The following is a 14,339-nucleotide window of genomic DNA, read 5'->3' as shown; positions in this document are numbered from 1 at the left end:
GCACAGGAGTGAAATGGCCGTCAACCTGGTCAATGTCGAGAACGTCAGCAAGGTGTACGGCACCCGTGCCCTGCTCGACGGGATCTCCCTCGGCGTCTCGGAGGGGGACCGCATCGGCGTCGTGGGGCGCAACGGCGACGGCAAGACGACCCTCATCCGGATGCTCGCCAAGCTGGAGGACGCCGACACCGGCCGCGTCACCCACTCCGGCGGGCTGCGCATGGGCGTCCTCACCCAGCACGACTCCCTCGACCCGGCGGCGACGGTCCGGCACGAGGTCATCCGGGACCTCGCCGACCACGAGTGGGCCGGGAACGCCAAGATCAGGGACGTACTGACGGGGCTGTTCGGCGGGCTCGACCTGCCCGGGTTCCCGCAGGGCCTGGACACCGTCATCGGGCCGCTGTCCGGTGGTGAGCGGCGGCGGATCGCGCTCGCGAAGCTGCTGATTGAGGATCAAGACCTGATCGTTCTTGATGAGCCCACCAACCACCTCGACGTGGAAGGCATCGCCTGGCTCGCCCGGCATCTGCGGGAGCGGCGGTCGGCGCTGGTCTGCGTCACCCACGACCGGTGGTTCCTGGACCAGGTGTGCACACGGATGTGGGACGTCCAGCGCGGCGTCGTCCACGAGTACGAGGGCGGCTACTCCGACTACGTCTTCGCCCGCGCCGAGCGCGAGCGCATCGCCGCCACCGAGGAGGCCAAGCGGCAGAACCTGGTCCGCAAGGAGCTGGCCTGGCTGCGGCGCGGGGCGCCCGCGCGGACCTCCAAGCCGCGGTTCCGGGTGGAGGCCGCCAACGAGCTGATCAAGGACGTACCGCCGCCGCGGGACAGCAGCGAGCTGATGAAGTTCGCCTCGTCGCGGCTCGGCAAGACCGTGTTCGACCTGGAGGACATCACCGTCCAGGCCGGGCCCAAGGTGCTGATGAAGCACGTCACCTGGCAGCTCGGGCCCGGCGACCGGATCGGCCTCGTCGGCGTCAACGGCGCGGGCAAGACCTCGCTGCTGCGGGCCATGGCGGACGCGGCGTACAGCGAGGGCGAGCGGCAGCCCGTCGGCGGGCGGATCAAGGTCGGCAAGACCGTGAAGCTGGCCTACCTCTCCCAGGAGGTGGCCGAGCTGAACCCCTCGTGGCGGGTCCTGGAGGCCGTGCAGGCGGTGCGTGAGCGCGTCGACCTGGGCAAGGGGCGCGAGATGACCGCGGGGCAGTTGTGCGAGACGTTCGGGTTCGGCAAGGAGAAGCAGTGGACGCCGGTCGGGGACCTGTCCGGCGGTGAGCGGCGGCGGCTGCAGCTGCTGCGGCTGCTGATGGACGAGCCGAACGTGCTCTTCCTCGACGAGCCCACCAACGACCTCGACATCGAGACGCTGACGCAGTTGGAGGACGTCCTCGACGGCTGGCCCGGCTCGATGGTCGTCATCTCCCACGACCGGTTCTTCGTCGAGCGCACCACCGACCGCGTCTTCGCCCTGCTCGGTGACGGCACCCTGCGGATGCTGCCGCGCGGCATCGACGAGTACCTGGAGCGGCGGCAGCGGATGGAGGAGGCCGCCGCGTCCGCCGCCGCGTCCGCCTCGCCGGTCGCCGCTGCCCGGCCCGGCGGCGAGAAGAGCGCCGCCGACCAGCGCGCCGCGAAGAAGGAACTCCAGCGGATCGAACGGCAGTTGGACAAACTCTCCGAGAAGGAGACCAAGCTGCACGCCGCCATCGCGGAGAGCGCCACCGACTTCGCCAAGGTCGCCGAACTCGACGCCGAGCTGCGTCGGCTGACCGGTGAGCGGGAGGAACTGGAGCTGCGCTGGCTGGAACTCGCCGAGGACGCGTAGGCGCCGGACGGCCACTTCGGTGTCCGGACGACCACTTCGGTGTGGGGAGCGCGCGTCGCGTGAAGGGGGCGTGAAGGCGCGTAACGAGGGCATCACGGGCCGGTCCTCCCTTGGGAACAGGGGTGGATGCGGCCCGGTGCGCTGTCGGTGCCGGGTGATAGAAAGGGCCGTCTAAGGCCGTCTAAGGCCGTCTAGATCTGGCTTACGACTGGCTAGAAATCAGTGAGGAACGGGGGAAGCCGCTGATGACGCAGCCGCCCAACCAGCCGCCGCAGCCGGGTGGTTTCGGAGCGCCGCAGGACCAGCCGCCGGGAGCGCCCGGCACGCCGCCGGGTGTGCCTGGTACGCCGCCCGGTGCGCCCGCGGGGGGTGGGTTCGGGGCGCCGCAGACCCCGCCGCCTCCGGCCGGTCCGCCGCAGCCCGGGTACGGCTACCCGCAGCAGCCCGCGCCGTCCGGGCCGTACGCCCAGCCGGGGCCGTACAACACCCCCGGCCCGTACAACACGCCGGGGCCGTACGGGCAGCCGCAGCAGCCCGGGTACGGCTATCCGCAGCCGCAGTTCCCGGGCGCGCCCGGCACCCCGCCGCCGTCCGGGGGCGGTTCGCGGGGCCCCTTCAAGGGCAAGCCCGCGGTCGTCATCGGTGCCGCGGTGGCCGTCCTGCTCGTCGCCGGGGCCACGGTGTTCGCGGTGACCAGCGGCGACGACGGCGACGGCAAGGGCAAGAAGAAGCCGGTCGCCCAGCAGACCGACGACGCCAAGCCCAGCGAGAGTGGTGCCCCGGTCAACCCCGGCGACGGCAGCGGTGACGGCGGCGAGGACCCCGACAACCTCAACGAGGGCCGCCAGGCCGGTGAGGCCAGGGTCCTCTGGTACAAGGAGGCCCCGGACGCGCCCGGTTCCGGCGCCGACGCCGAGGGCATGTGGATCACCGACAAGACGGCGGTGAAGGCGGCGTACAAGCAGCTCTTCGCCTTCAACGTCGGCGACGGCGCCCCCACCTGGGACCCGATCACCTTCGAGCAGAAGATCTGCGCGACCACCGCGGAGAAGACCGCCGACGACAAGATCGTCGTCGCCTACATGAACGGCGCCAGCGACCGCGCCAAGTGCAACCAGCTCCAGGAGGTCGACCTCGCCACCGGCGAGAAGGGCTGGAGCGGCGAGGTCGCCGACGGCGGGCTCTTCGACAGCGCGCTGAGCATCGAGCTGTCCATCACCGGCAACACCCTGATGGTCGGCCGCTCGCAGTCCGGCACCGGGTACGACGTGACGACCGGCAAGAAGCTGTTCGACAAGGAGAAGTACGGCGACGCCTGCTTCCCGACCGCCTTCGCGGGCGGCGCGCGGCTGATCGCCGTCTCGTCCTGTGGCGCGGGCACCGACAACGAGCACGACGAGGTGCAGGAGCTGGACCCGAAGACGGGGAAGGCCAAGTGGACACGGGAGTTCGGCAAGGGGTGGCGGGTCGCCCGCACCTACTCCGTCGACCCGCTGGTGGTCTACAGCACCAACGAGGACAAGAAGCAGTGGAACATCTCCGCCCTCGGCGCGGACGGCTCCATCCGCTCCCAGGTCAGCGTCGACGAGGACTTCGCCCCCGAGTGCGGCTGGGCCATCCTTCAGCGTGACCTCACCGGCTGCCAGGGCGTCGCCGTCGACGACGACACGCTGTACCTGCCGACCGAGTCCACCGCCAGCGCCAACGAGGTCGTCGCGATCAGCCTCGCCAACGGCAAGGAGGAGTGGCGGGTGAAGTCCCCGGCGGCCACGGCGATGCTGCCGCTGAAGGTGGAGGGCGGCAAGCTCATCGCGTACGTCCAGGCGACGTACGACGGGGGCGGGCAGGTGGTCTCCATTCCCACGGCTGGCAGCAGCCACGAACCGACCAAGCTGCTGCAGAACCCGCAGGGTGCGGCGGCGGTCGAGCGGGGGTTCTTCTCCCGGGCCGTGGACTGGGTCGACGGGCGGTTCTACATCTCCACGACCCGGCTGTCCGGGAACGACGACTCCAAGGAGAAGTTGATGCTTGCCTACGGCAAGTAGTTCCGCCGCTCTGTGGTTCTTTGGTTCTTTCCGGTCGTTCTGAACTTTCCTAGCTTCACGAGGTAACCGACGTCATGACCCAGCCGCCGCCCCCGCCGCCCAACCAGCCTCCGCAGGGGGGATTCGGTGCGCCTACCCCGCCCCAGGGGCAGCCGGGGTACGGGTATCCGCAGGGGGCGCCTACGCCGCCTCCGGCTCCGCCGCAGTCTCAGCCGCAGCCTCAGCCTGGGTACGGGTATCCGGGGCAGCCCAATCCCTATACCGTGCAGCAGCCCGGGGGTTACGCGTATCCCGGGGCCAGTACCGTGCCCATGCAGACGCCCGGGGCGCCGAGTGGGGGTGGTGGCGGTGGGAAGGTCAACGCCCAGGTCGCCATCATCGTCGCGGCCGTCGTCGCCATCGCGCTGATCGTCGGTGGGGGTGTCTGGTACTCCAAGTCGAGTGGCTCGGACGACGGGAAGAACGACACCGCCAGTAGTAATGGTGGCGGTGGCGGTGGTGGTGGCGGTGACGAGGGTGCGGACGGCAAGTCGTCCACGGGGACCGAGAAGGTGCCCTCCGACCCCGCCTCCAAGGTGCTCTTCCAGGTGCCCACGCCCAAGGTCGAGAAGGACGACAGCGTGGTCGTCGAGGGGTCCTGGCTCACCGACGACGTGTACGCCAAGAGCGGCATCGCCGAGATCGTCGGCTACGACCGCGACAAGGGCACCGAGAAGTGGACGATCCCGCTGTCCGGGCCGGTGTGCCAGGCCAGCCGGTTCAAGACCGAGGACAACCTGACCGCCGTCATCTTCCAGCCGGAGATGCCGGACAAGAACTCCTCCGCCGGGTGCAGCCAGGTCGCCGCGATCAACCTCGACACCGGCAAGAAGCTGTGGGAGGAGACCGCGAAGACCGGTGACCAGCCGATCCGGTTCGACAACGTCACCGTCAGCGGCGGCACCGTGGCCGTGGGCAGCACGAGTGGCGGTGCCGCGTTCGACATCAAGAGCGGCAAGTCCCTGTGGGCGCCCAAGCCCGCGGACACCTGCTACGACGCCGGTTACGGCGGTGGGCCGAAGCTGGTCGCCGTGCGCAAGTGCGGGCCGTACGACCAGCGGCAGCTGCACATCCAGACCATCGACCCGAAGTCCGGGAAGGTGATCTCCGAGTACAAGATGACCGAGGGCATCGAGTACGCGAGCGTCGTCTCGACCGAGCCGCTCGTCGTCGCCGCGGACGTCGGTGACTCCGCGGGGGACGGCAGCGGGATCTCGGACTTCTTCTCCATCGACAACAAGACCGGCAAGCTGCGCAACCGGATCTCCGCGCCGGGTGACACGTACGCCGCCGAGTGCGACGGCATCTCCCGCATCGAGGACTGCTCCGGGATCGCCGTCGGCAACGACCGGCTCTACCTGCCGACCGAGGAGCACGACGGCAGCGGGGAGTCGTACAGCCGGACCAACGAGATCGTCTCCTTCGACCTCGCCACGGGGAAGCAGACCGGGCAGCGGGCGGACGCGGGCGACGGGTACACGATCACGCCGCTGCGGATGGACGGCGGCAACGTGATCGCGTACAAGAGGCCGCCGTACGACAAGGGCGGGCAGATCGTCAGCATCGACGGTGAGTCGTTCAAGGAGACCAAGCTGCTGGAGAACCCGTCGACGGAGTCGGTGCAGCGGGTGGAGACCAGCATGTTGCCCGAGTACGCCGAGATCCTGTACTCGCAGGGGCGGCTGTACATGTCCGATGTGTACGCGAGTGCGTCCAGTTCTGGCGAGCAGGACTATCTCGTGATCGCTTTCGGTGCGGGGGTGTGAAAGGTTCGCCGGTAGGGGCAGCGCAACGCCGAGTGAGCGTGTAGCTTCCGGGAGCATGTCGGGAAGCTGACGTCGTGTCGTGTCCTGGGGGGCGGCGGCGTCAGGGGGGTCTTCCCGTGTGGACCTCCGGGCATCCATAGTGGGCGTCCGTTGGGGGGACTGGGGGGTTACTCGATGGGAGTGCGGCTCATGGTGGTCGATGACCACCGTCTGCTTGCCGAGGCGCTGGCCTCCGCGCTGAAGCTGCGGGGGCACCGGGTGCTGGCCGCGGCGGCGCCCGCGGCGGGGGCGGCGGAGCTGGTCATCGCGCGGGCGCCGGAGGTGTGCCTGTGGGGGACCGCCGTGCCCGCGGAGGCCGGGGTGTTCGATCCGGTGCTGCGGATCAAGCGGGAGCGGCCGCAGGTGGCGGTGCTGGTGCTGGGGCCGGTGCCGAGTCCTCGGGGGATCGCGGCGGCGTTCGCGGCGGGGGCGTCCGGGTATGTGCGGCACGATGAGCGGATAGAGGGTGTCGAGCGGGCGATCATGAAGGCGCGGGCGGGGGAGGCGGCGGTGGCGCCCGTGCTGCTTCAGGGGGCGTTCAGTGAGCTGCTGAATCCGGCGGAGCAGCCGGATGACGAGGGGCAGCGGCTGTTGCAGATGCTGACGCCTCGGGAGGTGGAGGTGCTGGTGCGGGTCGCGGAGGGGGAGGACACGCGGCTGATCGCGGCGGGGATGGGGATCGCGCCGTCGACCGCGCGCACGCACGTCCAGCGTGTGCTGATGAAGCTGGGCGTCGGCTCCCGCCTGGAGGCCGCGGCCCTGGCCGCCCGCACGGGCCTCCTGGACCGCGCGTCCCACCCTGATCCCTGAGCCGCGGATGCCTGCGGCGGCCTGTGGCGGTGGCATCGTGGCGCGCGTAGCGCTTTACGCCGGAGGGTGGGTCGGGGCCGCGCCGGGGGGTGTCCGTCCTCGGAACCGCGCGGGCTGTGGGGTGAGGGGTGAACGGGGTCTTGCGCGCGAACCACTGCGGGCGGACACCCCCCGACACGTCCCCTTCCGTAGTACGGCGGCTCTCCCTAGCTGCGGGCAGTCGTGCCGCTGGGGCGGCACGGGTGGGCGCAGCGGCACCCCGTTAGCGCCGGGCCGCGCGACCCACCCCCGCGCCAGCACCCACGCCGGGCCGCATGGGCCCACCCGGCGTGGAGCTACTCGCCCTCCTCCGGAGGAACAGGCGGAGCCGTGGGGCGGAGTTTTAGCCAGGTCAGGAAGAACAGGCCCAGCAGCAACATGCCGAGGCCCGTCCAGAGGTTGATGTTGACGCCCTCCGCCTTGTCGATGTCCGCGTCCGACGCGGTGAACCCCGCGATCGTCACGATGACGCCGTACAGGACGAACAGGACGCCGATGATGCGCCGGATGTCGAAGAGGCGGGCCGCGGTCGCGGACTTGGTCTCCAGTTCCGTGACCTCACGGTGGACGTCACGCTCGGAGTACTCGTGGTGCTCGGACATGGTCCTTCAAACTCCCCAGTCGGAACGTCGTCAGAACGAGAACGGGATGTAGCAGGCCGCGGCCAGCACCACCGCCCCCCACCCGAGCAGCGCGGGCCTGCGGTACCACGCGTCGTCGCCCTCGGCGGGCGGCTCCTCCATGCCGGGCGAGCGGGTGCCGTACACCAGGCCCTGGAGGTCGTCCGCGGGCTTCGGCGCGGTGAAGAGGCTGACCGCGAACATGACCACCGCCCCGGCCACGAACCCGGCGATCGCCGAGACGAAGTTGGCGCCCTGGTCGCTGGGGATGTCGATGATGTCCTGCTTGTAGATGACGAAATAGTTGATCATCGCGGCCGTCGTGCCCGCGAGCAGGCCCCAGAAGCCCGACTTCATCGACGCCCGCCGCCAGAACATGCCGATGATGAAGACCACGAACATCGGCACGTTGAAGAAGGAGAACAGCGTCTGGAGGTAGCTCATGATGTTGGAGAACGACGACGCCAGGAACGCCGTGCCGATGGACGCCAGGACGCCCACCGCGGTGATGAGGCGGCCGAAGCGGACGTAGTAGGTGTCCTCGCGGCCCCGGATGACGTACTTCGCCCAGATGTCGTTGGTGAACACCGTGTTGAAGGACGACACGTTCGCCGCCATGCCCGCCATGAACGCGGCCAGGAGGCCGGTCACCGCGATGCCCAGGACGCCGTTGGGCAGCAACTCGCGCATGAGGTACGGGATCGCGTCGTTGTACTGGTAGCCCGAGGCGGGCGTGCCGAACTGGGGGACCAGGGCCGCCGCCACCAGGCCGGGGATCATCACGAGGAAGACGATGAAGATCTTCGGGAAGGCCGCGATCAGGGGCGTGCGCTGGCCCGCCGAGAGGTTCTTCGCGGAGAGCGCGCGCTGGACCTCCGCGAAGTTCGTCGTCCAGTAGCCGAAGGAGAGGACGAAGCCGAGGCCGAGGACGATCGTGAGCCAGTTGGCGCCCAGGGGGTTGTCGCTGCCGATGCCCGTGCCGCCCCACGCCGTCATGAAGTTGTCGCCGTGGCTCTCGGTGAGGGTGTCGGAGAGGCCGCCCCAGCCGCCGACCTTCTTCAGGCCGAGGATCGTGATCGGGATCAGCGCGGCCAGGATGACGAAGAACTGGAGCACCTCGTTGTAGATCGCCGAGGAGAGGCCGCCCAGGGTGATGTAGACGAGGACGAAGAAGCCTGCCACGACGATCGAGACCCACTCCGGCCAGCCGAGGAGCGCCTCGACGACGATCGCCAGCGCGTAGAGGTTGACGCCCGCGATGAGGATCGCGGCGAAGGCGAAGAGGATGGAGCTGAGGAGGTGGGCTCCCCGGTCGAAGCGCAGGAGCAGGAACTCGGGGACCGAGCGGACCTTCGAGCCGTAGTAGAACGGCATCATCACCAGGCCCAGGAAGACCATCGCCGGGATGGCGCCGATCCAGTACCAGTGGGTCGTGTAGACGCCGTACTGCGCGCTGTTGGCGGCCATGCCCAGGATCTCGGTGGCGCCCAGGTTGGCGGCGATGAACGCCAGGCCGGTGACCCAGGCCGGGAGTGAGCGGCCCGAGAGGAAGAAGTCCAGGCTCGTCTTGACCGAGCGGCGGGCCGCGAAGCCGATGCCCAGCACGGCGACGAAGTAGATGCCCAGGATCAGGTAGTCGAGCCAGTTCGTGGGGAGCCGTAGCTCGGCGGCGAGGGTGATGGGGGGATGTGTGGGGGTTTGCATATGTACTCGCTTCGTTGCGCGAACCGATACAGGGCGGAACCTACGCCTCCGCGTTTAGTAATTGAACACTTCTGTTGGTTGTCTTTGTTTGATTGTGATGTTGACCGTTCTGGTGAGTTGTGTTTCGATGTGTTTGGTTATGTTTGAAGAGTGGCGGGAGTAGCGGTGAAGAAGACCTCGACCCGGCTGGCCGACGGTCGTGAGCTGATCTATTACGACCTGCGTGACGACGCCGTGCGGGACGCGGTCGACCGGCGTCCGCTGGAGCCGACCGTCACCACCTCCGAGATCCGTGGTGACGTGCTGCTGGGGGACGCCGTCGCCATCGCCTCGCACCGGCAGGGGCGGACCTACCACCCGCCCGCGGACGAGTGCCCGCTCTGTCCCACGCGGGGGGAGCGGCTGAGTGAGATCCCCGAGTCGTCGTATGACGTGGTCGTTTTCGAGAACCGGTTTCCCTCGCTCGCCGGGGACTCCGGGCGGTGTGAGGTGGTCTGCTTCACCTCCGATCACGACGCCTCCTTCGCCTCGCTGAGCGAGGAACAGGCGCGGCTGGTGCTGGACGCCTGGACCGATCGCACCGCCGAGCTGTCCCATGTGCCGTCCGTCGAGCAGGTGTTCTGTTTTGAGAACCGTGGCGCCGAGATCGGCGTCACCCTCCAGCACCCGCACGGGCAGATCTACGCCTACCCCTTCACCACCCCCCGCACCGCCCTGATGCTGCGCCAGGTCGCCGCCCACAAGGAGGCCACCGGCGGGGAGAACCTCTTCGACGCCGTGCTGGAGCGGGAACTCGGGGAGGAGCGGGTCGTCCTTGAGGGGGAACACTGGGTGGCCTTCGTGCCGTATGCCGCGCACTGGCCGTACGAGGTGCATCTGTATCCGCGGCGGCGGGTTCCTGACCTGCTGGGGCTGGACGAGGCCGCGCGTACAGAGTTTCCCAAGGTTTATCTGGAACTGTTGCGGCGGTTCGACCGGATCTTCGGGGAAGGGGAGCCTCCGACGCCGTACATCGCCGCCTGGCACCAGGCGCCGTTCGGGCAGTTGGAGCAGTTCGACGGTGTCAGCCGTGACGACTTCGCGCTGCACCTTGAGCTTTTCACCATTCGCCGTACGTCCGGCAAGCTGAAGTTCCTCGCGGGCTCCGAGTCCGGCATGAACGTGTTCATCAACGACGTGCCGCCGGAGCGCGCGGCCGAGCGACTGCGAGAGGTGGCTGGTTCATGAGCGGGAAGTACCTGGTGACCGGTGGGGCGGGGTACGTCGGCAGTGTCGTCGCCCAGCATCTGCTGGAGGTCGGGCACGAGGTCGTCGTCCTCGACAACCTCTCCACCGGGTTCCGGGAGGGGGTGCCGGGTGGGGCCGCGTTCGTCGAGGGGGACATCCGCGATGCCGCCAAATGGCTGGACTCCTCCTACGACGGGGTGCTGCACTTCGCCGCCTTCTCGCAGGTCGGTGAGTCGGTGGTGAAGCCCGAGAAGTACTGGGACAACAACGTCGGCGGGACCATGGCCCTGCTCGGCGCGATGCGGGACGCGGGGGTGCGGAGGCTCGTCTTCTCGTCCACCGCCGCGACCTATGGTGAGCCCTCGCGGGTGCCCATCGAGGAGAGCGCGCCCACCGCGCCCACCAATCCCTACGGCGCCTCGAAGCTCGCCGTCGACCACATGATCAGCAGTGAGGCCGTGGCCCATGGGCTGGGCGCCGTCTCCCTGCGGTACTTCAACGTGGCGGGCGCCTACGGGAAGTTCGGGGAGCGGCACGATCCCGAGTCGCACCTGATCCCGCTGGTCCTCCAGGTCGCGCAGGGGAAGCGGGACGCCATCTCCGTGTACGGCGACGACTACCCGACGCCGGACGGCACGTGTGTGCGGGACTACATCCACGTGGCCGACCTGGCGGAGGCCCATCTGCTGGCGCTGGCGGCGGCCGAGTCCGGTGAGCACCTGATCTGCAACCTCGGCAACGGCAACGGCTTCTCCGTGCGGGAGGTCATCGAGACCGTGCGGCGGGTGACGGGGCATCCGGTCCCCGAGGTCACCGCCCCGCGCCGCGGGGGCGACCCGGCCGTCCTGGTCGCCGCCGCCGAGGTGGCCCGGGAGCGGCTCGGGTGGCGTCCGTCCCGGACGGACCTCGCGGACATCGTCGCGGACGCGTGGGCCTTCGCCCAGCGGCGCGGCAACTAGCAGGCTGGCAGTTCAGGGCAAGGGAAGGGTGAGGTTGGGGATGAGCGTCGACACGGCGGCCGAGGTCGCTGAGGGGTTCACACGGCTGTACGGGAGTGCGCCGGACGGGGTGTGGGCCGCGCCCGGCCGCGTCAACCTCATCGGGGAGCACACCGACTACAACGACGGCTTCGTGATGCCGTTCGCCCTCCCGCACACCGCCGTCGCCGCCGTCTCGCGGCGGGACGACGGTGTGCTGCGGCTGCACTCCGCCGACGTCGAGGGCGGCGTCGTGGAACTGCGCGTGGACGCGCTTGAGCCCGGGTCCGACCGGGGCTGGACCGCGTACCCGGCGGGGGTCGTGTGGGCGCTGCGGGCGGCCGGGCACGCGGTGACCGGCGCCGACGTCCATCTGGCGTCCACCGTTCCGGCGGGCGCGGGGCTGTCGTCGTCGGCGGCGCTGGAGGTCGTGGTCGCGCTCGCGCTGAACGAGCTGTACGGGCTGGGGCTGCGCGGGTGGCAGCTCGCGCGGCTGTGCCAGCGCGCCGAGAACGTGTACGTCGGCGCGCCCGTCGGGATCATGGACCAGACCGCGTCCGCCTGCTGCGAGGCCGGGCACGCGCTGTTCCTGGACACCCGCGACCTGTCCCAGAGGCAGATCCCCTTCGACCTCGCCGCCGAGGGGATGTGCCTGCTCGTCGTCGACACCCGCGTCAAGCACTCCCACAGCGAGGGCGAGTACGGCAAGCGCCGCGCGGGCTGCGAGAAGGGCGCCGCGCTGCTCGGCGTGGATGCCCTGCGGGACGTTCCCTACGCGGAGCTGGACGCGGCCCTTGAGCGGCTGGGCGACGAGGAGGAAGTACGGCGTCTGGTGCGGCACGTGGTGACCGAGGACGAGCGCGTCGAGCGGGTCGTGGGGCTGCTGGAGGCGGGGCGGACGCGTGACATCGGGCCCGTCCTCGTCGAGGGGCACGCCTCCCTGCGGGACGACTTCCGCATCTCCTGCCCGGAGCTGGACCTCGTCGTCGACACCGCCCTGGCCGCCGGTGCCCTCGGCGCCCGGATGACCGGCGGCGGCTTCGGCGGCTCGGCGATCGTGCTGGTCGAGGCGGCCGACGTGGACGGCGTCACCAAGGCGGTGCGCGAGGCGTTCGCGGCGGCCGGGTTCACCGAGCCACGGGTGTTCGAGGCGGTGCCCGCGGCGGGGGCGCGGCGGCTGGTCTAGCCGAGCGCCTTGGTGAGGGTGTACTCCGTGACGCCCGGCGGGTAGTCCTCGATCGCGCAGACGACGGTGTAGCCCAGCTTGGTGTAGAAGCCGGGGGCCTGGAAGTCCCAGGTCTCCAGGCGGGCGGCGGTGCAGTCGCGTTCGGTGGCGGCGCGGTGCTCGGCCTCGGTGAGCAGCCGGGAGCCGAGGCCGTGGCCCCGGTGGCGGCCGTCCACCCAGAGCAGGTTGACGTGCAGCCAGGTCGTCCAGGTGTAGCCCACCAGGCCGCCCGCGAGGGTGTCGTCCTCGTCCATGATCCACAGGTGCAGCGGCCGGTGCTCCTCGGCCGGGGTGCCGCGCAGCGCCCGCAGGACCGGGGAGAGCGTGGAGTTGGTCTCCCGCAGCCGGGCGCGGAGCAGATCACGTCGGGTCTTGTCGACTTCTGTCTCCAGACGGAACATGCGGCACACCATAGGCGCGTCAGGCGGCCAGTTCTGCGAATTTCCTTCCCCTCACGGCCCCCGCCCGTACTCTGATGAGCAGCACCGGTGGGGGCCGGTGCTTTTCAGGGGGCGAGACAAGTCGGGTACGACACCCGAAGTGGGGGTAGCAGTCTCTGCACGGCGGCGGCCGTGTGGCTGCGGCGACCCCTTCCCGGGGAAGTGGTTCGAGAGACCCGGGAGCTTCGGGCGTCGTACCCGCACCGGTCGCGGCTCCCGACGATGGGGTGATCCCCTGCTCATGGAGAGCTTGGGGAAGGGGGTTTCGTGGTTCGCATCCGAGTCCTGGTCGTCGACGATCACCGTATTTTCGCGGAGTCGCTCGCCGCGGCGCTGGCCGCCGAGCCCGATGTCGACGTGTCCGCGGCCGGGAGCGGTCCCGCCGCGCTGCGCAGTCTGGAGCGGGCGGCCGCCGAGGGGCGCCGGTTCGACGTACTGCTCGTGGACGCCGATCTGGGCGGCACGGTGCCGGGGGTCCGGCCCGCCGCCGTACCGGTGCGGGAGGGCGGTGAGGACGGGCTCGTCGACGGGTTGTCGCTGGTCGCGGGGGTGCGGTCGGCGCAGCCCGGTGTGCGGATCGTCGTGCTCGCCGAGCGGGACGACGCCCGGCGGGCGGCGCTGGCGCTCCAGGCCGGGGCGTCCGGGTGGGTGGCGAAGGACTGCTCGCTGTCCCGGCTGCTGACGGTCATACGGGGCGTGCTGCGCGACGAGACGCATCTGCCGCCCGCGCTGCTCACCGGGGTGCTGCGGGAGCTGACGGCCGCGCGCAAGCACCGCACCGAGAGCGAGCGGCTCGTGGAGTCGCTGACGCCACGGGAGCGGGAGGTGCTGCGGTGCATGGTGGCGGGGCTGGGGCGCAAGGCGGTCGCCGAGCGCCTGTACCTGTCGCCGCACACCGTCCGCACGCACATGCAGAACGTCCTCGGCAAGCTGGGCGTCCACTCCACCCTCGCGGCGGTCGCGCTGGCGCGGCGGGCGGGCGTGGGGCCGGTGGACCTGGGGCCGCCGGGACGGATGGGTCCGGAGGAGAGCAACAGCGCCTGAGCGGGGGCGTGTCCTCAGCCGGGGATGTTGTCGAACGGGGCCGTCAGTTGGCGCAGGAGGGCCGCCAGTTCGGCGCGCTGCGCGTGGGACAGCTCGGCGAGGATGGCGCGCTCCTGGGCCAGCAGGCCCGCCAGTGCCTGGTCCGCGCGGTCCTGGCCCTCGGGGGTGAGGCGGACCAGCACGCCGCGCCGGTCGCTGGGGTCGGGCAGCCGTTCGACCAGGCCCTTCTTGGCGAGGCGGTCGATGCGGTTGGTCATCGTGCCGGAGGTGACCAGGGTCTGGGTCAGCAGTTGTCCGGGGGAGAGCTGGTACGGCGTTCCGGCGCGCCGGAGCGCGGTCAGCACGTCGAACTCCCAGGGCTCCAGGTGGTGCTCGGCGAACGCGAGTCGCCGGGCACGGTCCAGGTGCCGGGCCAGTCTGCTCACCCGGCTGAGGACCTCTAGTGGTTCCACGTCGAGGTCCGGGCGCTCCCGGCGCCACGCCGCGACCAGCCGATCGACCTCGTCCTCCATAGCGATCAGTGTAGTGGTTGT

General features: G+C 70.3%; 12 protein-coding genes. 8 read left to right on the top strand and 4 right to left on the bottom strand.

The features are described from left to right. The first annotated feature begins 13 nt into the window (after positions 1 to 13). From ACFQZ6_RS14985 to ACFQZ6_RS14970, 4 genes are all read left to right on the top strand, one after another. Complete coding sequence (locus tag ACFQZ6_RS14985; RefSeq protein WP_381608712.1) at positions 14 to 1,831, top strand: ABC-F family ATP-binding cassette domain-containing protein; 1,818 nt, start codon at positions 14 to 16, stop codon at positions 1,829 to 1,831. A gap of 245 nt (positions 1,832 to 2,076) precedes the next feature. Then, positions 2,077 to 3,876 carry an outer membrane protein assembly factor BamB family protein gene (locus ACFQZ6_RS14980; protein ID WP_381608710.1) on the top strand — a complete coding sequence of 600 codons (1,800 nt, stop codon included), beginning with the start codon at positions 2,077 to 2,079 and terminating at the stop codon, positions 3,874 to 3,876. Positions 3,877 to 3,950: 74 nt separating this feature from the next. Then, positions 3,951 to 5,681, top strand: a complete 1,731-nt coding sequence (locus tag ACFQZ6_RS14975; RefSeq protein WP_381608707.1) for an outer membrane protein assembly factor BamB family protein — start codon at positions 3,951 to 3,953, stop codon at positions 5,679 to 5,681. Between the two features lie 174 nt (positions 5,682 to 5,855). Then, a complete protein-coding gene (locus ACFQZ6_RS14970; RefSeq protein WP_381608704.1) occupies positions 5,856 to 6,530 on the top strand; it encodes a helix-turn-helix transcriptional regulator in 675 nt (224 codons plus the stop codon). Between the two features lie 335 nt (positions 6,531 to 6,865). Here the strand turns inward: ACFQZ6_RS14970 and ACFQZ6_RS14965 are convergent, their stop codons facing one another. Together ACFQZ6_RS14965 and ACFQZ6_RS14960 are read right to left on the bottom strand one after the other, a co-directional pair. Continuing rightward, on the bottom strand, positions 6,866 to 7,171 hold the full coding sequence (locus tag ACFQZ6_RS14965; RefSeq protein ID WP_381608701.1) for a hypothetical protein: 306 nt from the start codon (positions 7,169 to 7,171) through the stop codon (positions 6,866 to 6,868). Between the two features lie 30 nt (positions 7,172 to 7,201). After that, positions 7,202 to 8,893: a sodium:solute symporter family protein gene (locus ACFQZ6_RS14960; protein WP_381608698.1), complete on the bottom strand. Its 1,692-nt coding sequence runs from the start codon at positions 8,891 to 8,893 to the stop codon at positions 7,202 to 7,204. Between the two features lie 165 nt (positions 8,894 to 9,058). Here ACFQZ6_RS14960 and galT point away from each other — a divergent pair, with 165 nt between their 5' ends. Genes galT through galK form a run of 3 tightly spaced genes read left to right on the top strand, consistent with a single transcriptional unit; the run spans position 9,059 to position 12,283 of the window. Next, the gene (gene galT, locus ACFQZ6_RS14955) at positions 9,059 to 10,120 is read left to right on the top strand and encodes a galactose-1-phosphate uridylyltransferase (protein WP_381608694.1); all 1,062 of its coding nucleotides are present in this window, start codon (positions 9,059 to 9,061) and stop codon (positions 10,118 to 10,120) included. Next, positions 10,117 to 11,079, top strand: a complete 963-nt coding sequence (gene galE, locus ACFQZ6_RS14950; protein ID WP_381608691.1) for a UDP-glucose 4-epimerase GalE — start codon at positions 10,117 to 10,119, stop codon at positions 11,077 to 11,079. The genes galT and galE overlap by 4 nt, the downstream gene beginning before the upstream one ends. A 40-nt stretch (positions 11,080 to 11,119) precedes the next feature. Next, positions 11,120 to 12,283 carry a galactokinase gene (gene galK, locus ACFQZ6_RS14945; protein WP_381608688.1) on the top strand — a complete coding sequence of 388 codons (1,164 nt, stop codon included), beginning with the start codon at positions 11,120 to 11,122 and terminating at the stop codon, positions 12,281 to 12,283. Here the strand turns inward: galK and ACFQZ6_RS14940 are convergent. Continuing rightward, the gene (locus ACFQZ6_RS14940; protein WP_381608685.1) at positions 12,280 to 12,735 is read right to left on the bottom strand and encodes a GNAT family N-acetyltransferase; all 456 of its coding nucleotides are present in this window, start codon (positions 12,733 to 12,735) and stop codon (positions 12,280 to 12,282) included. The genes galK and ACFQZ6_RS14940 overlap by 4 nt on opposite strands. A gap of 294 nt (positions 12,736 to 13,029) precedes the next feature. On the opposite strand from ACFQZ6_RS14940, the gene ACFQZ6_RS14935 reads away from it, so the two are divergent. Next, positions 13,030 to 13,806: a LuxR C-terminal-related transcriptional regulator gene (locus ACFQZ6_RS14935; RefSeq protein ID WP_381608682.1), complete on the top strand. Its 777-nt coding sequence runs from the start codon at positions 13,030 to 13,032 to the stop codon at positions 13,804 to 13,806. A 14-nt stretch (positions 13,807 to 13,820) separates the two neighbouring features. Here ACFQZ6_RS14935 and tamR read toward each other — a convergent pair whose 3' ends face one another. Then, on the bottom strand, positions 13,821 to 14,318 hold the full coding sequence (tamR, locus tag ACFQZ6_RS14930; protein ID WP_381608679.1) for a MarR family transcriptional regulator TamR: 498 nt from the start codon (positions 14,316 to 14,318) through the stop codon (positions 13,821 to 13,823). Positions 14,319 to 14,339: the final 21 nt, after the last annotated feature.

Source organism: Streptomyces flavalbus (assembly GCF_042674625.1).
Taxonomy (GTDB): domain Bacteria; phylum Actinomycetota; class Actinomycetes; order Streptomycetales; family Streptomycetaceae; genus Streptomyces; species Streptomyces flavalbus.
Note: the sequence above shows the minus strand (reverse complement) of the source record. Positions and strands in the feature narration are given on the sequence as shown.